Source organism: Nocardia sp. NPDC058058, from assembly GCF_042885355.1.
In the GTDB taxonomy this organism is placed as follows: Bacteria; Actinomycetota; Actinomycetes; order Mycobacteriales; family Mycobacteriaceae; genus Nocardia.
Window position 1 is genome coordinate 760,616 of record NZ_JBHVSA010000003.1, and the last position, 18,033, is coordinate 778,648.

Below are 18,033 nucleotides of genomic sequence, written 5' to 3' on the forward strand. Positions count from 1 at the left end.
GGATATGGCTCGTCGATCCCCTCATCTGACAGCCATGACCACAGACGGCCGGTGGCGTGGGACACCACCGGCCGTTCGGCTCACCGCCCCTCAGGCGCAAGTCGGACTGAAGGTCGGCGCCTTCTCGAGCCGAAACCGTTGCATTGCGGGCACATCCAGCGCTGCGACCACTCCGCCTCCGGCGCCAAGATCGCCGGCATGCAGGCGGAGGCTGTGTTGTGCGTGCGGCCCCTCGGTCACTTCGGCCTGCGCCTTTGAATGCCAGCCGAAGGGGAGCATATGGACATTCTCCCCACTGTGCGTCAGGCGTTCGGTGACCTCGGCGAGTAGATCGAGCGAATCTGCCAGATCGGTAAGCAGATCGATACGCGGGGAGCTGCGCTCGCGATGCGTTGGTAGCCGGAGGTAGCCGTCGATGACAACCGACGTCGCCTTGGTGCGAGCGCCGAGTCTGCGGATGATCTTCGCCGCCGCCGCGCCGAGCACCAGGTCTCCGTGTTCGAGCGCGATGGATACCACCAGGCACTCGGTGAATCGATGCGGCTTCCCGAGCTCGCTCTCGGCCACACCGACCGCACAGGCCGACGGTTCAGTCACCGCATATTCGAAAGTGCGGCAACGGCTACTCTGAATCAGCATGGCGTATGCCCTCTCCCGCGGACAACGAACCTGGGCGGCGATCGACCGGTAGGACGTGCCACCGAATTCGGTTCGTGCTGGTCAACATCATCGAATCTCCGAACCAAGTGATCTGGATCACCTCGCTGACCGGGTATGGCACTACCCAGCATCCGATCAGCGAAGTGTGCATCGAACTCTATGACCACCGCGACCGGCCTTCAGGTACCAGAAGCCGCCACCTCCGGGTCAATTCGCGCCATTCCGACCGCGCGACAACCCATCACCTGCGGTTCGAGCCGGAAACGGGATGGTGCGATCCACGACATTCCCACGCCGGGGAATGAGGATTCCGACAAGGGAGACCGGGCTGGGATCCAATGCTCGACAAGAGCGAGGAGTCGAGCCATCCCATGAACAACACGCATTACACCCCGACGGTGGTTTCGATCTATGAACTGGACCTGCGGGAATGGTATCGGGTCGCCGAATTTCGGCTCACCACAAAGGATTCGGTCGAGCTCACACTGTTCAGCGACAGCAACTGTCCGCTGGCTCTGCACTGGTACCGCCACGGCATCGAGACACCAGCGACAGAGCCGCTGGTAACCTGCGCCAACGGCCCGGAATTCATGCGAGCTCTACTGCGTCCGTTTCAGATGAGCTACTGCCAGCTCGTGGACGAGAGCCCCGGACGGACGAACGTATCCGAGTCGGTCACTCCCCAGTGGTGGCAGTACCCAGCGCTTCACACGCCTTAGGTTGTTTCGATGGTGCAATCGACACCGTCGACGCCCGCCGGCGCGCCCAACGAGCGTGCCCCGCGTTCTACTGTCATCCGCCCGCTCACCGAGAGCTGGCCGTACATCGTCGTCGCGCTGGGGAATACGGTAGTGCTGTTCATGATGTTTCAACCCTGGCTCAGGGCGCACGGATGGGACGGCAGCGCCACCGTCAACGCCTTCGGGCGGTTCAGGCGGTCGACCCGGCACCTGAACCTCTGGTCACAATCTCCGCCGGCGACCCCTGAGCTCGACAGCACCTGTGCGGTGCTGGCGACCGCGGCGATTCTCGTTACGGTCATCGCCGCGTTCCGGGTCATTCGACAACGCGATACGGTGGCCGAGATCGTCACCGCAGCAACAGCTTCGGCGGTAGCTATACTGCTGCTCGTTGATGTGCACAACCTCGACAACAGCATTCCGCAGGTGCGCGCGGCAGTGGGAATGAGCAGTGATTTGACCGCTCAGCTCGGCTTGGCGATCGGTGCACTGCGAGGAACCAACAGCTATCCCTGGCCGGGCCGGGAGTCGACGATAGCGGCTTCCGACTTGACCCCATGGGCTTTCATCTCGCTCGGCATCTCTCTCGCGTCGGCCGCGGTCATGCTGACGCGTTCCTGGCGAGGCGTGGCGCGTGTGCTCGCCGCGCTGATCAGCAAGATTGTTTGAGTGCCGGGCGAATCGATTCGATTCCTACGGAAGTGATTCCGATGTTTGGATCAACCGTCCTGAGAAACCGGGACTTCGTGCTGCTGTGGACCGGCAACGCCGTTTCCCATATCGGCCTGCAGGGTGTACGCATCGCCTATCCATTGTTGACGCTCATCCTCACCGATTCGCCGATCTCGGCGAGTATCGTGGCGTTCGCTATCGCCCTGCCGGGCTTGATCTTCGAAATACCAGCGGGCGTGGCGGCGGACCTTTGGGATCGTCGACAGACTCTGATGTTGTGCCAGCGAGTCGGTTTGACCGCGACCCTCATCGCGCTGCTGGTGATAACGGTCCGGCCGCCTGGACTGACGGTGTTTCTCGCTGTGGCCGCGTTCGCGGAAGGGTCAGCCTACGTATTCTTCCAAACCTCGGAACTGGTGCTCGTTCGTGACGTCGTCACCGAGAGCGACCGGGCCGCGGCATTCTCATTCTTGGAGGTGCAGCAACCGATTGCCAACATGATGGGCCGGATTCTCGGTGCGGCGACCCTCGGTCTGGCGCGTGGCTTGCCCTTTCTCACCAATGCCGCGTCGTATCTCTACTGCCTGTGGACCCTGTCCAGAATTCGTTCCCAGGGCCAACGGGCACCGAAGGCAGAGAGCATCGAGTCGGAGAGCATCTGGGATTGGCAGCAAGCCCGGATCGGTATTCGGAGTCTGTGGTCCGATCAATTTGCCAGAGAGACAACGCTCCTGATAGGTGCGACGAACGCGATCATCCAGACCTTTATTCTACTGCTCACCCTGGAGATCAGAGCGAGCGGGCACTCGGCGTGGGCGGTCGGGCTGGTACTCGGCGCCTCGGGTTTGGGTGGTGTGCTCAGCGCGATTCCGGCGGCAGCGCTCAGTACCCGCATCCCTGTGCGAATCGCTCTCCTGGTCATGCTGTGGGGCTGGGCCCTGCTGTTCATTCTGATGGTCCTGACCTCCAACACGGTGATACTCACCGTGTGCTGGATGGGTGTCGGCTTTCTCGCGGCGATCGGCGGTATCCCGCTTACCCTGTACCGGGTGCGTGCCTTCCCGGACGCGATCATCGGCCGAATCTTGGGAGCACACAAACTCATTGCCCATGGCGGCACCGCGTTGGGGGCGCTCGCCTCCGGATGGCTCATCTCGACGCTGGGCACCGCTACCGTTGGGTGGGTGTTGATTGTGGTCATGATGTTGCTGGCGCGACGGGCGCGACGGCTTCCCGAGCCTCAGCCACCGGCGGCCGTGCGGTCGCGATCTCCCGTGCCTCCGGCAACCTGGATCGTGAGAGTTTCTCGTAATAGTGGGGGGATGGATAACGCCACCGGCCGGAGTCAGTCCTGACCACGTCTGGCTTCGTTTCGCTCCTCGGTCGTCGCGTTCTCCGGACCGACCCTGTTGCGAGGAGGTTCTCCGGGACTGCTGGTTCGGCCCTCACGCACGCGTCGCCGCGCCCCGACCCATGAGGTAGGTAGTGGGGTGTCCGGAGTGAAAACCTTTGCCACGATCTCGGGTTCGTGACCGAGTGACGACCAGGGCGTCGGAACGGCCGGTGATTCCGGTGGCTCCGCGCTCGAAGCTGAGGCAGGCCGCCGGTCGCGCTCGCCGGCTGAGGCCACACGCTTTCGTCGCCTGCCTCGCCCTGGGACGCCATGCCACAGACTCGCGCCGGTACCGCCGCTCGCGGGGCCTGCCATGACCTGCGGATTTGGTTGTCGCGCAACCGATTCGATGTCTTCGCCGATCGGCGAGACAGGATCGGGAGCAGCCAGGGCGACGATGGTCGGCCGGGAACTCTGCCCCGGATCGAATGGTGCTGTTACAAAGTGTGGCGGACCCTGTAATGCGACGGGACCGGTAGGTCCCCCAGTGGAAGCCTGAGCCGGTTTGGCGGATTCTTCCGGGTGGGCCCCGTTGAACTGCCATGGCGACGAGTTCGTATCAGACGCTCTGGTACTCGTAGCGGAGGCAACGGATGAAACACCAGTCGACGGATCCGAGGAAGCGATCGACCTCGACGTCGAAGGCGCCGGTTGAGCGAGCCCCGGCCCGCTTCCCGCCGATATCGCGGGTGCGGCGGCACGCGGCGGAGCCGTTGGGCCCGTGGGCCTTTCGGGCGGGACCATCGGAGTCCGCGAAGAGTCGGTGGCGGTGTCTGGGCGTTCCCGGCCCCTGGCCGTGGTGAAGTCCAGTTGCCCCATCTTGCTCGCGAAATCGGCTGCGTGCCAATGCATTTGGTCCGCGTAGTCGTCCAGTAGATCCGCGAGGCGCTGGACCTCGTCCGGTTCGATCTGTAGCGATTGGGTTGCCGAGCCGCTCGGCGGCGGAATATGGAGGACACCGACGACCATCGAGTGCAGCGCGCCACCAACCATGCGTTCGATGGCGTGCTCCAGTGGTTCGATCGCCTTACCGACTACTTCGGAAAGAAGGTACGCGATGAGCGCCTCCTCCATGGTGGTGAGCAGTTCGCGGGCAATCATAGGTAGCGCTTGGCTGACGACCGCGGCGAGTCCACCGGTTGCAAACGCTCCCGCCAGGGCAGCGAGATACGTATAGGCCAGGGCAACCAATTCGGCCAGCACCACCGCCTTGGTCACAGAGATAACCTCGGCGGCGACGTCCAGCGCGGTCGCGACGCCCTTGCAGGCGCCGTCGAGCTCGGCCACGTGGGTGACGCTTATGCGGGACCAAGCCACGAGCAGCTGCTCATAGGAGTAGCCGGACCAGACCTCGTTCATGTCCTTGATCGTGCCGTTCGCGGCGTCCTGCGTGCCCCGCACGCTGGCGGCGAAATTCCGCACGTGCGTGGCCAATTCGCGGACCTCGTCCTCGTTGATATCGGGGTAATTCACCCCCGCGAAATTGAGGAACAGCGCCACCTCGTGGGGCAGTTCGATGGGCATATCCGTGTGTCGCGCGGATCAGAGCACGCGTACGACGACGGCCTCACTCGACATGCGCGACCATTTGACGGTCGAGCCCGAGTAGGGGGCCTCGATGACCATGCCGTTTCCAGCGGCAAGCTGGACATGTTCCGGACCGCGCGCGCTGAACGAGCCGGCGGGGAACACCAGATCGCCCGGCCGGGCGTCCTGTACCGGGATCCGAACCCCGCTGTGGATTTGCTCATAGGTGGTGCGCGGCAAAATCACCTGGCCCTGGGAGGCCTGGGCGATGGCGTATTGGGTCAGACCCGAGCAGTCGAAGCCGCCACCACTGGGACCGCCCGCGCCGCCGCCGCCCCACACATAGCGGGTACCGAGCCAATCACTGGCCGCCCGAACAGCGTTGCTGCCCGCAGTACCGTTCGAGGGCACTCGGGAGCGTCGGCGGGTACGCAGTCGTGGTCGACGCCTTTTGGTCGAATTCGACCGGTTCGCTATGGATTTCGGCATGGCCGGCGGCATGATCCGCTCAGCAAGCTTGCGCGCGGCGGTGGTGTCCCGGTCGACCTGCTGGGTGGCTGTCGCGATTGTAGTACGCACCGCGTCCAGCAGGGCCGGACCGCTGAATCGAGTGTCGCGGATTCCCGCGATCGCTTGGATACGCGACTGCAGGTCGGAGATCTGATGACTCAACCGATGCCGACCATCGGAGGTTGTGTCGCCGGACACCGCGACCACCTGTCGCACCACGATGTCCTTGCCCTCGTGCGCCGCCGCGATCGACATATGATTGCCGCGTGCGTCCATGTACGCGGACGTACCCAAACCTGCACCATGACTTGTATCTTGTTCCAGCGCAACAATTCTCGAGCCATGCATGGGGTCCGGCGCACCCGCCCCATATAGATTGAGCAATGATTTCAGCACACCGCTCAGGTCGTCGGCCAGAACCGTCACCATTCGCGTCACCCGCCTTCGCGCCTCACCGAGCGTCCGACATTTTCCAATCATCGTGCCGCCCAGTCGATTTCGGGCAAGGGGCGCCGAAGCCGGCCACGGCCGTGTATCGACTATGCCTCAACGCCCCGGCCGCGCCTTCCCGCCCCGGGGAACACCCGACAATTGGTCAGATCAACGAGAAGGTGGGTGACGGCGCAGATGACGACGGACATGGTGGATACGACGAACGCGTCAGACACCGCATTCTCGTCCGCGGTGAGTTCCGATGGAACAGCCTCGACAGATACCGATGATACTTCCTTTCTCCCCCCTGGCCGCAGCAAACCGAGCGGAGCGAAAGGGCAACACTATTGGGCGCTCCCTCCGCTTCCGGTCCCCTCGGGTGCGTCGACAGCGCTCAAGAGCTTCATTGCCATGGCCGAGGCCGCATTGCAGACCGCGATCGATCTGCTCGGGCGTGGAACGACGTTTCCACCGCCTCAGGTCGACGACCTGCTGACCACTGTCGTGTACACCAACCTCGGACAGGGCGAGACCACCGAGCTGTACCAGAAGACACTCGCCGCAGTGGAGGCCCGCCAGGCGTCCCTGCTGACCATGGACGACAAGGTGCTCCAGGTCGCGAATGTGATGTCGGCCGACAAGGACCGCGTGCTGGCCACAATCAAAAACAAGGTCGCCGATCTGACGGCTGCCCTGGGCAGACAGACATCGGCCAAGTTGAAACCCGCTGAGGAAACGGCCCTCATGGACACGATCGCCAAGACGATCGAGGCGGTGTACAAGCTTGTCACCAAGGTCGCCGAGGACAATTTGCGAATGTCGGGCGGCGGCTCGGAAGGTGGCGACCCCGGTAACCCTGGCCCTGGTAACGCCAACCCCGGACCTGGCGTACCAGCGTCAGGTGGTTCAGGTGGCGGCGATGGCGGCCTGGGTTCGATTGCCATGATGATTCCGATGGCGCTGGTCGCGCTGGCACCCACCGTCGCGCCTCTCGTGCAGAAAGCCATCGAAAACCTCAACGGCAAGCGCGATCGGAACGATGATCCAGAGCATCCGGACGGTTCTCACCCCGGCACTCAAGGTCACAGCAGTCCCACTCCCGGCACTCCGGCTCCTCAGCCCGGGCCCGGTGGGGTTCCCGCCGGTCCAGGCGACACTCCGACGCCCGGCCCGGACACCAGCACCCCCGCCCACACACCTCCCGCGCCTCCCCCACCACCACCGCCGCCACAGCCATCTACAGGTTCTGCGGATATATGACGGCGATGGGATAGCTTGCACGGCAAGCTATCCCATGTTTGATTCCAATGAAAGCTCTTCCCACTCAGGGGAAGTCCCACTGGTCCTGGTGTCGCATCCTGAAGAGCAGGCCACCTACGAGTGAGGATCCAATGAGTGAACTACATCCCGACGTGCAAGCGGGGTTCGCCATGAAGCGGGAGTTACGCCAGCGCATGGACGAAACGCTCGAGCGCGCCGAGGGAATCGTCGCCCGTCGACCCTCCCCGTCCGGTCTGGTCATTCCTGAAGTTGACGTGATGAGCCGACTGCGGACCCTGTACCTTGCACCCGGAACCTGCGGCCGCTTCGGCAATCAGGAACTGATCACCGAGATAATGGTCGCCATCGCGGAAAGTGCCGCCGATGTGAAGCGCCAATATGACCTTGCGATGAACGAAACCAGTCGCCTACCCAGACCACTCAGGGAGGCAATGCGGCAATGGCGGACCGAAAGCGGCCCTGAATTCCGTACCCCCAATTTCGGGAGGGCCGAAGATTAATTCGAAATCAGCAAGTGGAAGGACACAGCCGACATGGCCGAATACCTCAATATCGAGCCAGACGAACTACGCAGGTCCGCTGAACAATACAGGCAGATCGCGGCTCAACTAAGGGAATGGGGTAAGATTCCGCAAGCGTACCTCGACGACTGTGCTGCGGCCTTTGGCACGTTCTACCACCCGATGCATAGGACACAGACCGAGTACTACACCGAACGCCGTGAACAAATCGAACGTGACGCCCAGAAAAACGAGCACGCAGCCGAACAATTAACCAGGATGGCGAAAGAGTTCGAAGAAACAGACGACCTCGGCGGTCGGCAGATCACGAACATTAGAAACAATGGCGTCGATCCCGACCGTTCATCGACGCCGACTACTACCACCACTAACCCCTTGGCATAGTTTATTTGCCCATACCGATCAGCCAAATTGTCGGAATTCGCGACAAAATCCGAAACCTCCACATAGACAGGAGTGGCTGATGACTCAGCCGGTCAACAACGCGAGGGTCGACTCAGTAGTAAATAGTTTGAAAAGAATGCGGGAGCGCGGGATCTTCGGCGCCCATTTCACGGCCGACGAGGCTCGGGCTTCATTGAACAGCCTACTCTGTCTCACTTCAGCGGAGTTCGTGGAGGCCTGGAACAGGCTTGATACCAACTTTTGGTATGAAACCTACCTGAGCACCCTAGGCAAAGATGCTCGTTCCCACAGAATCGAAGACCCACAATTCAAGGATCTCTTATATGCTATCGAACATCATGATATGGATCGATACTATCGCGCAAAGAAGGAGCAGGAGACCTCCACTTCACCGGAGCTAGCCAGGCAAACTGGACCGGATCCAGACCTGAGGAAATTCACGCATCCCGAATTTGGATTTACCGGTTTAATTCCACCGGCTGGATGTAGCGCCGAGATGAAAGCCATGGTCGACGATGTCTCGAACACCATGCTGTTCGATCTCAATACACTAGGGACCTGCAAACCAAACGAAGTACCGCCCAAGTTTGCCCCAGACCTATGGGCTACAACCACGAACGGCGACTCGATATTTTTAGGTAAGATTGATGAGTTTGAGAAATATTCGCGTGAAAAGAAGAATTCCTATCTCAGCACACATTCAGATATGGGAAACGCCACGTCCAACTCTGCAATAATACATAGCACTCTATTCATCAAACTGATAGACCTATCGCGCAAACTTCAAGAAGTTCTCAGTACCAAACTAACCGATGGACTAATGCGAGAAGGTTTGGATAAATGGGTAAAAGTCACAGAGAACAAGGATAACCCTCACATCAAACCGAATGGCGGTCTGGTGCCCGATGGCGACGGTGAATGGGTAAGGTCAACAATAACCGAGGAGGGGCCAACGCATATAAAGAGAGAGACAATTTTCGAGAAGAAGGAGGATGGTTTTCACCTGGTCCCACAGGTGGAACTAGAGGTCTACTACAAGCCAATGACAGAGATCGTCAAACAGTGGGCCGCGCTGTACGACGAAGCAACAACGAAATTGCTGCATGAGGCGAAGCCGCCCGGCAACGGCGGAACCACAACCGGCAACAGCGGAACCACAGGAACCACAACCGGCAACAGCGGAACCACAGGAACCACAACCGGCAACAGCGGAACCACAGGAACCACAACCGGCGTGCAGACCAACTATGAGGATCTGATCAACCAGGCACTTGGGGGCAGCTTGGGAGACGGAAACATGGGGGGTACGACTACCGCCGACAATAACGCGGCGAAGCCCGGCTCCGACGGAGCCATTCCGCCACCCCAGGGCATGAACAACACCCCGGCCAATGGCAACGGCTACGACCCGATGACGCAGATGGCCATGCAGCAGGCAATGGGGAACCTTGGGAACCGGAATCGGGTCGATGGTGGAGACCAGATCGGCGAGCGCCGATCGAGCCCGCGCCGCGAACCGAACACCGTCACACCAGTTTCCAACGCACAGACTCCTGCGGCGGCGACCACGACTGGCAGCCCGACAAGCCCGCAACTGGCAAACGGCCTGAAGTCCATCACGATTCCCGGTCTCGATGGAACCCTGAAAGTATCGCCGGTGGTATCCAATGCGGTGGAGTGGCAAATGCGTCACCCGGAGGGCAGCGATGCGCGCGCCGCCTATGAGGGCACCCCGGGCCAGTCCACGCCGAGTACGCCATGGCAGCAACTCCCTCCCGGGGAAGGCAATGCGCCACCGAAGGAACTTCGCACCGGGGATGTGGTGCAGTGGGCAGATCACAGCGCTCTGGTGGTCATGAAGGACAACGATCCATACATTATCCTCGACGGCCGGCCTATCCGATTCGATCCAGCCCATCCAGAGAATCTACCGCCCGACTTGATAGCCGCCTTCCCGAAAATCGACTACTTCCATCCGAGCGGCGTCGACATGATTACCTCTGGGCAGGCTGCCACCGCGCCGAAAACCACCGATTCGCACGCGAATACGCAGCAGCCAGGGACTGCTGAAAGCGTCCCCACGGTGCCCCCAGCGACGGTAACCACCACTCCTGCAACGGAAATCTGACTGTGAGCCTGCCGCGCGGCAACCTGTTTGGTCGCCGCGCGCGGCTGACATCAAGTAGCAGCGCGGCAGTCACGCACCGAATCACCCGGATTCGCCGAGTTGGTGTCGGCACCGAAAAGTGCGGGTTTCGCCGATTGCGCACCAACGGGCTCGGGACCGTCTACCGCTTCCGACAGCCACATCGTTCCCATCATCCGCTCACCCGATCGTCAAACGATGTCACTGTAACCCCGCTGGGCGGACCCGCCACTATCGCCGGCGGTGCCACCCCGGTAGGGGCCGTGGTGGTCGAACTCTCTTCTGCTGCAGTGGTTTCCAGCGAAAGTGGCAGTGCCGTAAACAGCGGATGCCGGACGATCTGCTCGTGGGCGTACAAAGCATCTCGCAGGCTCTGACGGGTGGGCTGGTCCGCGAGCAGCAGAGTCAGCTCGGTGCATCGGCGCTCGAATACCATGGCGCGCAACGCTTCCGACTGATCCTCGACTCGCAGTTGCCCCAAGTCGACTCGGCCCGCGTCGACCCGCCGGGAGAGCATTCCGGCCGCCAGCAGATCGTCGGCGTCACGCAGTTCCTGCCATAGCTGTGCGGGCACCTGCTGCCCAGCGTGCACCAGAGTGAGAATTCGACCGCGGAGAGCGCGGACCCCAGCCGCCTCGACAGGGCTCGAGATAGCGCGGCCTACTTCACTATGCGCCTGTTCGGCCAACTGGACGCGGTGCCCGAGGATAGCCGAATCCGCTATCGCGCCAGAACTTTCCAACGTGGAGAGGGAGGCGGCGAGCGCGAGCCTGTCGGCGGTCCCCGCGGAGGCGATTCGCAGATCGACATCGTAGGCCGGGGGCACCATTCCCTCGACCGCCGTATCGGGCAGTTGCGTGCGCAAACTCGAATCGATCGCGCCAGAGGACACCAGCGCGGTCAGTGTCGACTCGGTCCCGGGCCCCCAGGCCAGCGCGAACTCGGCGAGGACGCGTGCGGGATCGGCGACGCCTTCCCACGGGTCGGTACGCCCGGACTCGAGCATCTCGTCCCACAGCCACGGAGTGGACACCTCTCGCGGCAGATAGAGACCGGCGGGGAGCCAGCCGCGCCCCTCATTGCTGGTGAGGAACAGTCCGATTCCGGAGGGCCCGCGCATCACAGAGACCGCCCAGGTCAAGCCTATGATCGGCTCGTCCATCGCCCCGAGCACCGCCGCGAGCAGGGTGCGAGCGATCACCAGATCCTCGTTGACAGCCTCGTTCACCACATGTCCCGGACCGGACTCCCGGTTCGTCGCGGCGGCGACGGCCGCCGCGAAAGGAGTTGGCAGGAGCGGTGGCACGTTGTCGGCGAACGCACTTGTTCCGCCCGCAGGCGTGCTGTTATGTGTCGAGTCGCCCTGCGTGGCCAGGATCGGCGCGGACCGTGCCATGTCAGCGGCGCCGACCGGGACGTCACGCCCGGACACGGAGCTCGACGTCGGCTGGTCCAGCGCCGTTGTGGCGGGCACAACCGGTGTTGCGGAGCCGGTCGGGACGCTGCCGACGCCAACGGTCGTTCCCGAAGCGGAATCCCCCCGGGAAGGTACTGGCGCAACAGAGTCTGGAGTACCCGCGATCGGGCGTGTGTCGACCGGAAGTCCGAGGGCCGACATCCCGGTACCGCCTGTATCGCCACCGGCGCGTCCTATCGCGACCATGCTGTCGCGGTCGGCGCGCTCGTATTCGTCTGCGGCGGCATCGAGATTGTCCGCGGTTCGATAGTGCTGTTCCGCGAGGGCGATGCCGGCCTGCTGCCTGGCTTGGTAATAGTTCTCCAACGCTCCGTAAACGGGGCTGGCGATGGATCCGTAGGTGTCGGGGAAGGCTTTGAGCCAATCCTCCGGCGGCTTGGCCCATTCCTTGGTGTCATCGCCGACCTGCCGATGCTGGACCGCCAGTCGACGGAGTACCGCAGGGTCGATATGCAATTTCTCGGCCACGTTGAATCGAACTCCCTTCCGCCCTAAGCGATTTGACAATTGTCGAGCCTTCTCACCCACGGGAACGCTCTGAACCTCTGGCGAAGTTGACGCGGAACGGTTCGGCGCCAAGCCTTTCGGTTGGGATCGGTGTGGAATCCGATCGTCAGGCATGCAATCATGCGCTTCGAAGCGTCAGGATCGGCCCCACGATCAGGGGCCTGCCCGCGAGATCGGTATGTTCATCGGCCGGATGACCAGCGGATGTTCGGTGATCTGCGCGTGGACGTACACCGCGTCCCGCAGGCACTGCCGATCCGGGGTGCGGGCCAGCAGCAGCACCAGCTCGTCGCAGCGGTGGTGCAGCTGCATGGCGCGCAGCGCCGCGAGCTCCCCATCCTGTGCGAACCTCAACTCTCCCAGTGGTACTCGGCTGGTATCGAGTCGGCGAGACACCATGCTCGCGGCAAGCAGATCGTCGGCGTCTCGAAGCTCCTCCCACCAGTGCTCCGCGGGCGGAGTGCGCCGCCGTAGGGCGGTGAGGACGCGCTGGCGCAGTTCGGGTGTACCCATCGAGTACGCGGGATCCGGTATTGCCTTGCTGATTCGGATGTGGGCATCGCGGGCGAGGTCGACGCACCGCAGCGCGAGCGCGGGATCTGGTACCCCCGCGACCCGGTCGAGTAGCCGCGCCGACGCGGTCATCCCAAGGCGATCCAACCGATCCGGTGCCGGCACACTGAGATTCAGCTCCGTTGCGGCGACCACCTCGCCATCGAAGCGGACCGCGGGTAGCCCGCCGCGAAGAATCGAATCGATTGGCGCCGACGAGGCCACCGCGGAGAGCTCACCTCCCGAAGTCCGTCCCCAGGCACGGCCGAACTCGACCAGCACGCGAGCCGGGTCGGCCACTCCCTCCCACGCGTCGTCGCGGATAGCTTTCCACACCCAGGGTGTGGAAAGCGCTCGCGGCAGGTACAAACCCGCCGGTATCCAGCCGCGGCCCTCGTTCGAGGTCACGAAGGCACTGACACCACTGTGATGTCGTACCACCGCCACCGACCAGGCGGGCGCGAGAGCAGAGGAGTCGACCACCGCGAGGATGCTGCTCAGCAGCGTGCGCGCCAGGATGGAGTCACCGTCGACACGGTCGCCCAGTACGAACGTGGGGGCGGCAGCGGCGGTCATCGCCGCCCCGACCGCTGCCTGGAACACTCCGGGATCTTGCTCGGTCGCGGTGGCATCTTGCACACCGGCACCCCCGACGCGCGAGCGCGAGGAGTGATCCGTACCGGGCGCGGATACGGTGGTGTTCCCGGGCGGCATGAGTGCCGAAACGGTGACACGAGGTCCACCGCCAGTCGGCGCCGAGACCGAACCAGGACGGCCACTCACCCCCGGATGGGCCGATATCGATTGCGTCGCAACGGGTTGGTGCACCATTGATGGCGCCATCCGAGCGCCGGGTACGGTGGTGGCCATTGGCATGGTGCCGCCCACCACGGCGGGATCGCCGAATACGGGTGTGTGCGGGCCCGGACCTGAGAGCGCACCGTCAACGGCCTGGTCCGCAAAGGACAACACGCCGATATCCGATGTTCCCTGTGTCTCCACGACGGTCCGCGCCCCAGCGTCCGGTACCGGATGCCGGGAGTCAACGATCCCGCGGGTGGCGTTGTTCGCCGACTCGCCCACCGGTCCGGGTGAATCCGCCACGCTGCCAGGATCCCCCGTGGCCGGTCGAGATGAACCCTGTTGCGCTGCTGCGTCGCTCGGCCCATCATCGAGAGGGCCCGCGACCGAGCCGATCCAGCCAACGGCGAGCGTCCGATTTCCTTGTGTTCCCGCACCGTGGGATTTTTCCTGCTCGGACGAAGGGTTTATCCGGTCGTGCCCAATAAGGTCTGTTGCCGACATGCCACCCAGCAAGTGAGCACGTGAACGGGTGGACCGGTCGGACGTGGAGCTGCCCCCGGTGGGAGCACCCGACCCGGTTCGATCCCAGTTCGATTCCGGTCCGCCGGACTGTGGGGGCCGACCTGCGGGTGCGTCCCCGCGCCCTGAGTCACCTGTGTAATGCCCGATACCAGGTTGGCCCAGCAAGGCCGCGAGCGCGGGCAGTTCCGGAAACCCCTGTGCCCCAGCACTATGCGTGGCCCTGGCCAGTACTGTGGCGACCTCGTCACGGGCCCGCTGGATGATGTGGGCGACCTGCGCCCGCCGTCTACTATCCTGACGCTCGGACTGCTCGGCGGGCGGCGCAGTGCCGATTTCGGCCACGGCCTCATCAACGATGTCGTGGATCAGCGAGCAGGTTCGTTCTACCAGCCGCGAAATTTCGCCGAAGAGGTCAGCGGCCAGATGCAGAGCATCGAAGAGCACCCACAACCTGCCTTGCTCCACGCGCAGCGCTTCCTGGGCTCGTTGCAATGCGGCGCCTGCCCGGATGTGCTCGTCGAGGGCTCGGCGCGCCTGTTCGAATCCGGTGACGTCCATGCCCTGTGCCCCGGTACGCGCGGCGAATTCAAGCGACCGCCAGGCCCGGGCGTCGATACCGGGCCAGTTGTCGCCGACGATGACATCCCAGTAGGGGTGGTCACCCCGCAGCTCCATCCGCGTTCAGTCGCGATCGACGGACCGGTCCACGGCGGCGCGACCAAGGTCGTCGGCCGTCGAGAGGGTCTGTGCCGCAAGCGAAATGAAGCGTTGGGTCGCGGTCGAGCTCGCGCTGGTGGACGTGGCCGCGGCGGCACAGCTGTCACGGAACCACCCCAATATCCCGAGCAGGGCGTGGTCGAGATCGCACTGCGCCGCGCCTACCGGTACCAGGTCACCGATCACGGACGTCACGCGTCCGGTTACCGCAGCGGAGGCGGCTTCGACCTGGCCTGCCGCTGTGATGATCTCATCCGGGTCGTCGATGTCGAGCCTGTCGCTCATGGTTCGGTCCTGTCGGCGAGTCAGCGCTGGGCGGTGCCGAACTCGGCGGCCTCGGCGGCGCGGTAGGTGGCCTCGTTCGGAAGATCGAACGAGTCGATGGTGTGCGAGAGGGTTCCGTTGAACTCCATCTCGGCCCGCAGCGCGACTCGTGATTTGAGGTGTGCCAGCCGGGCGAGCCGCAGAATCTCGGCGGCCAGCCAGATATCGCCGTTGTCACGGGCTTCGTCGGTGATGTGTAGGCCGACGATCTCGCCATCACGGTTACAGGCCACGCCTGCGGTGTGATCGGGGTTGAAGACCTCATGGGTCATGCCGCGCCAGTCCGGAACTTGCGGTTGTGCTGTGTCGTAGTCGATGTCGTCCATGGATGCTCCTGTGGTGGTCGTTCGATATCGGCGAATCCGGTGGTCATTCCGGCGGTTCCAGCTGAGCGGTGAGGGCGGCCCAGGTAAGGTCACCAATCCCCATTACGTGCCGTAGCTGCCAGAAGCGGCTGCCGAGGTACAACTCCGCGGAGCCGTCCTGAGCCACCTCGAGTTGATCGATCCCGTCGCCGGGCGGGTTGAGCATGACGGTGGTGACGGGTGGCCGTCGATCGTCGACGGTGAGCAGTGTTCCACCACCGGGGATGAAGGTATGCCGACATCGATTGCCGGCCGGGACCGCAAGATCGGGGCTGTTTGTAGTGATGCTGACCTCCGGATCGAGCAGCAGTTGCGCCACCCAGGCTCGCGCTGTGGTCTCCGGGCGGTCGGCGGTTATACCGAGGGCCGGAATCGCCGCCAGATCCAGTATCAGCACCGACTCGGTAGCGGTAAGACCAACCACCACAAGGCGTTTCGCGGTTTCCGCCGGGGGCGGCAGATCATCGGCGGGCAATGTCAACACATCGGTGCCAGGCCCGGCGACCGCGGCCGGGAAAGCGGTTACGGTACCCGTGGCAACCTCCACGGTGAAGGCCACCATAGGACTGGGCGCGGTACCGCCGACGACGGCCAGGCGTGCCAGGCCCTCATCGTGTAGCCATTGCACGGTGTCGGCGACGGTGACTTCGTGAGCGCCGGTCACGCCGGTCCGTTCGTTGTGCTCTGGGCTGCCGGTTCCGGCCAGGGTTCGACATCCATGATCGCCCGGTATTGGCGGCCGGCGTCAGCGGTGCTCTCGCCGATGGCGGCCATGATCTCGGCGACCAGTTCCGCGTTGCCGAAGCGCTCGGTGGTGCCCGGCGCGAAGTAGAGATCGGTGAGTCGTCCCATGGCATCGACCTCGGGAACCACCGCGTCACCGGGGGAAGGTCTGCGAGCGCGGATGCCGTTGATTCGCTCGCGCAGATCGTCTATGCGATGGCGCAGGTCACGCGCGGCGTCCAAGGCAGATTGCACGTCGGGATGAATATCGGTCATGCGGAGCCTCCGGTGTTGGTCGGCGCCTGATTGGCATGGGTCGGCGTCGGGGGTGTCACGGTCGGGGCAATGGTTGGCTTCTCGCCGATCACCGCATCGGTATGAGGTGTGTCGTCGACATACATGAGCCGGTCCGGATGCCAGGCGACCACCCGGGCGCGATCATTGCCACCGCCCCCCGGCGCACCAGCGCCCATACCGGGAGTTGTTGGCATATAAGGCATGTACGGTGAACCGGCCGGGCGGGCTGCCGGATTCCCCGGCGACAGGTTGGGTACGGCTTCGATGACTGGTGCGCGGGGCAGACCGGTGTTGCCCGGCCCGCCGGGCGCACTGGCGCTGGGCAGGCGGCCCACGTTGTAGGCGGTGAGATCGGGGACAGTCGGCGATCCGAGGTCACCACCGCCCGGGCCCGCGCCGCCACCGGTGAACGACGGTAGTAGCGGTAGGTCGGAGGGATACTCGAGCTCTGTGTCCGGGTCCTCGCTCTCAGTCGAATCATGTTGTGACAGTGAATTAGCCGAGTTCGTGAGGCCGCTCAGCAGGCTCGGCAGCATCTGCATCAACATGCTCATGTCGCCGCCGCTGCCCTTACCAGCGCTGCCCTTCGCGCTGGTCCCATCCTGATCGGCGACTGTCTTTCCGACCTCACCCGTGTAGGTGGTGTGCGTCTGCGCGGAAAGCGCGTTCTGTTCGTTGAATTCGGCGAGCGCCTCGGCAAGGGCGGCGGAGTCCTTCGAACGGCTGGCGGCAAGGAGGCGCTTGCGGGTCGCCACTATCTCCTGCGGCGTCGGATGTTGCGCCTTGGCCGTCAGAAACGCGTCGGCGTAGCCGTCGACGTTGGCCGCCAGTGCGCCCATACTGACGCCGATTTCGCTCAACTGCCGACCAAAGGTGTCGAGGTGGCCGGCTACGGTCGTTCCCACCGGCGTCCAGTTGTTCATGACCGGAATGAGATCCCGGAAGCCGTCGACCGCGTCACGGTGCGGACCGTCCAGATATTGCCGGATCGAGTCCGCGTATGCTCTCGCCGGTGCGGGACCGGGACCCGCGTGCAGTTGCTGCGCGAAGGTGAGCGGATCGACCGCACCCGCAGTGGTGACCGACGGTGGCGGAGCTTGGCGGAATCCGAACTGTTCTGTCCCGGCAATGGGATTCGCGGCGATCGCGCCGCCGCGACCACCGATCATTCGACTTCCCTCATCATCGGCAAGGGTGTAGTCGACTGCGGCGGAACCGATTCGCTGAGCGTGCGCCGCGGCGCGGTTGGCGACGCCGATCACACCGTTGAACGTCGACTCCGCGTGTGCACTGTGCACAGCGGACGCGACGGTGGAGGGCAGGTCGGCACCAGCGGGCGGTACCCAACCGGAAGGCAGCCCCGCATGGGCCTCCTGGACCAGGCGCCACAGCGTGGCGGCCGCCTCGACCAATTCGCCGGGCTCGACATTCATTGGCAATTGGCACCTCCTTTCCGCA

At 63.7% G+C, this 18,033-nt stretch carries 18 protein-coding genes; 9 read left to right on the top strand and 9 right to left on the bottom strand.

The window, feature by feature from the left end; all coding sequences use genetic code 11:
• Window positions 1-90: 90 nt before the first annotated feature.
• The gene (locus ACFVUS_RS27105; protein ID WP_387772182.1) at window positions 91-639 is read right to left on the bottom strand and encodes a threonyl-tRNA synthetase editing domain-containing protein; all 549 of its coding nucleotides are present in this window, start codon (window positions 637-639) and stop codon (window positions 91-93) included.
• Window positions 640-713: 74 nt separating this feature from the next.
• Between ACFVUS_RS27105 and ACFVUS_RS27110 the strand changes: the two genes are divergently transcribed.
• The 4 genes from ACFVUS_RS27110 to ACFVUS_RS27125 are packed head-to-tail and all read left to right on the top strand — an operon-like array spanning window position 714 to window position 3,427.
• Window positions 714-965, top strand: a complete 252-nt coding sequence (locus ACFVUS_RS27110) for a hypothetical protein (RefSeq protein WP_387772184.1) — start codon at window positions 714-716, stop codon at window positions 963-965.
• Window positions 966-998: 33 nt separating this feature from the next.
• On the top strand, window positions 999-1,379 hold the full coding sequence (locus ACFVUS_RS27115) for a hypothetical protein (RefSeq protein ID WP_387772187.1): 381 nt from the start codon (window positions 999-1,001) through the stop codon (window positions 1,377-1,379).
• Window positions 1,380-1,388: 9 nt separating this feature from the next.
• Window positions 1,389-2,069: a hypothetical protein gene (locus tag ACFVUS_RS27120; RefSeq protein ID WP_387772189.1), complete on the top strand. Its 681-nt coding sequence runs from the start codon at window positions 1,389-1,391 to the stop codon at window positions 2,067-2,069.
• A gap of 41 nt (window positions 2,070-2,110) precedes the next feature.
• Window positions 2,111-3,427: an MFS transporter gene (locus tag ACFVUS_RS27125; protein WP_387772192.1), complete on the top strand. Its 1,317-nt coding sequence runs from the start codon at window positions 2,111-2,113 to the stop codon at window positions 3,425-3,427.
• Here the strand turns inward: ACFVUS_RS27125 and ACFVUS_RS27130 are convergent.
• Together ACFVUS_RS27130 and ACFVUS_RS27135 are read right to left on the bottom strand one after the other, a co-directional pair.
• Complete coding sequence (locus tag ACFVUS_RS27130) at window positions 3,418-4,989, bottom strand: hypothetical protein (protein WP_387772195.1); 1,572 nt, start codon at window positions 4,987-4,989, stop codon at window positions 3,418-3,420. The two genes, ACFVUS_RS27125 and ACFVUS_RS27130, sit on opposite strands and share 10 nt — an antisense overlap.
• A gap of 18 nt (window positions 4,990-5,007) precedes the next feature.
• Window positions 5,008-5,931 carry a C40 family peptidase gene (locus ACFVUS_RS27135; protein ID WP_387772197.1) on the bottom strand — a complete coding sequence of 308 codons (924 nt, stop codon included), beginning with the start codon at window positions 5,929-5,931 and terminating at the stop codon, window positions 5,008-5,010.
• 186 nt (window positions 5,932-6,117) lie between these two features.
• Between ACFVUS_RS27135 and ACFVUS_RS27140 the strand changes: the two genes are divergently transcribed.
• The 4 genes from ACFVUS_RS27140 (at window position 6,118) to ACFVUS_RS27155 (ending at window position 10,269) form a co-directional block, all read left to right on the top strand.
• A complete protein-coding gene (locus ACFVUS_RS27140; protein WP_387772200.1) occupies window positions 6,118-7,194 on the top strand; it encodes a hypothetical protein in 1,077 nt (358 codons plus the stop codon).
• A 131-nt stretch (window positions 7,195-7,325) separates the two neighbouring features.
• A complete protein-coding gene (locus ACFVUS_RS27145; protein ID WP_387772203.1) occupies window positions 7,326-7,715 on the top strand; it encodes a hypothetical protein in 390 nt (129 codons plus the stop codon).
• A 33-nt stretch (window positions 7,716-7,748) separates the two neighbouring features.
• Window positions 7,749-8,120, top strand: a complete 372-nt coding sequence (locus tag ACFVUS_RS27150; protein WP_387772206.1) for a type VII secretion target — start codon at window positions 7,749-7,751, stop codon at window positions 8,118-8,120.
• Between the two features lie 79 nt (window positions 8,121-8,199).
• A complete protein-coding gene (locus ACFVUS_RS27155; protein WP_387772209.1) occupies window positions 8,200-10,269 on the top strand; it encodes a hypothetical protein in 2,070 nt (689 codons plus the stop codon).
• A 190-nt stretch (window positions 10,270-10,459) separates the two neighbouring features.
• Here ACFVUS_RS27155 and ACFVUS_RS27160 read toward each other — a convergent pair whose 3' ends face one another.
• Window positions 10,460-12,292, bottom strand: a complete 1,833-nt coding sequence (locus ACFVUS_RS27160) for a type VII secretion target (protein ID WP_387772212.1) — start codon at window positions 12,290-12,292, stop codon at window positions 10,460-10,462.
• A gap of 132 nt (window positions 12,293-12,424) precedes the next feature.
• Window positions 12,425-13,462 (bottom strand): hypothetical protein, encoded by a 1,038-nt coding sequence (locus ACFVUS_RS27165; RefSeq protein WP_387772215.1) that lies wholly within the window; start codon window positions 13,460-13,462, stop codon window positions 12,425-12,427.
• A gap of 951 nt (window positions 13,463-14,413) precedes the next feature.
• Between ACFVUS_RS27165 and ACFVUS_RS27170 the strand changes: the two genes are divergently transcribed.
• A complete protein-coding gene (locus ACFVUS_RS27170) occupies window positions 14,414-15,217 on the top strand; it encodes a hypothetical protein (protein WP_387772218.1) in 804 nt (267 codons plus the stop codon).
• Here the strand turns inward: ACFVUS_RS27170 and ACFVUS_RS27175 are convergent.
• Genes ACFVUS_RS27175 through ACFVUS_RS27190 form a run of 4 tightly spaced genes read right to left on the bottom strand, consistent with a single transcriptional unit; the run spans window position 15,172 to window position 18,008 of the window.
• Window positions 15,172-15,516, bottom strand: coding sequence for a hypothetical protein (locus ACFVUS_RS27175; RefSeq protein ID WP_387772221.1), 345 nt, complete (start codon window positions 15,514-15,516; stop codon window positions 15,172-15,174). The two genes, ACFVUS_RS27170 and ACFVUS_RS27175, sit on opposite strands and share 46 nt — an antisense overlap.
• Window positions 15,517-15,559: 43 nt before the next feature.
• Complete coding sequence (locus ACFVUS_RS27180; protein WP_387772223.1) at window positions 15,560-16,219, bottom strand: hypothetical protein; 660 nt, start codon at window positions 16,217-16,219, stop codon at window positions 15,560-15,562.
• Entirely contained in the window at window positions 16,216-16,554 is a 339-nt protein-coding gene (locus ACFVUS_RS27185; RefSeq protein ID WP_387772226.1) for a hypothetical protein, read from the bottom strand. Before ACFVUS_RS27185 ends, ACFVUS_RS27180 begins: the two co-directional genes overlap by 4 nt.
• Window positions 16,551-18,008, bottom strand: a complete 1,458-nt coding sequence (locus ACFVUS_RS27190; RefSeq protein WP_387772228.1) for a hypothetical protein — start codon at window positions 18,006-18,008, stop codon at window positions 16,551-16,553. Before ACFVUS_RS27190 ends, ACFVUS_RS27185 begins: the two co-directional genes overlap by 4 nt.
• Window positions 18,009-18,033 lie beyond the last annotated feature (25 nt).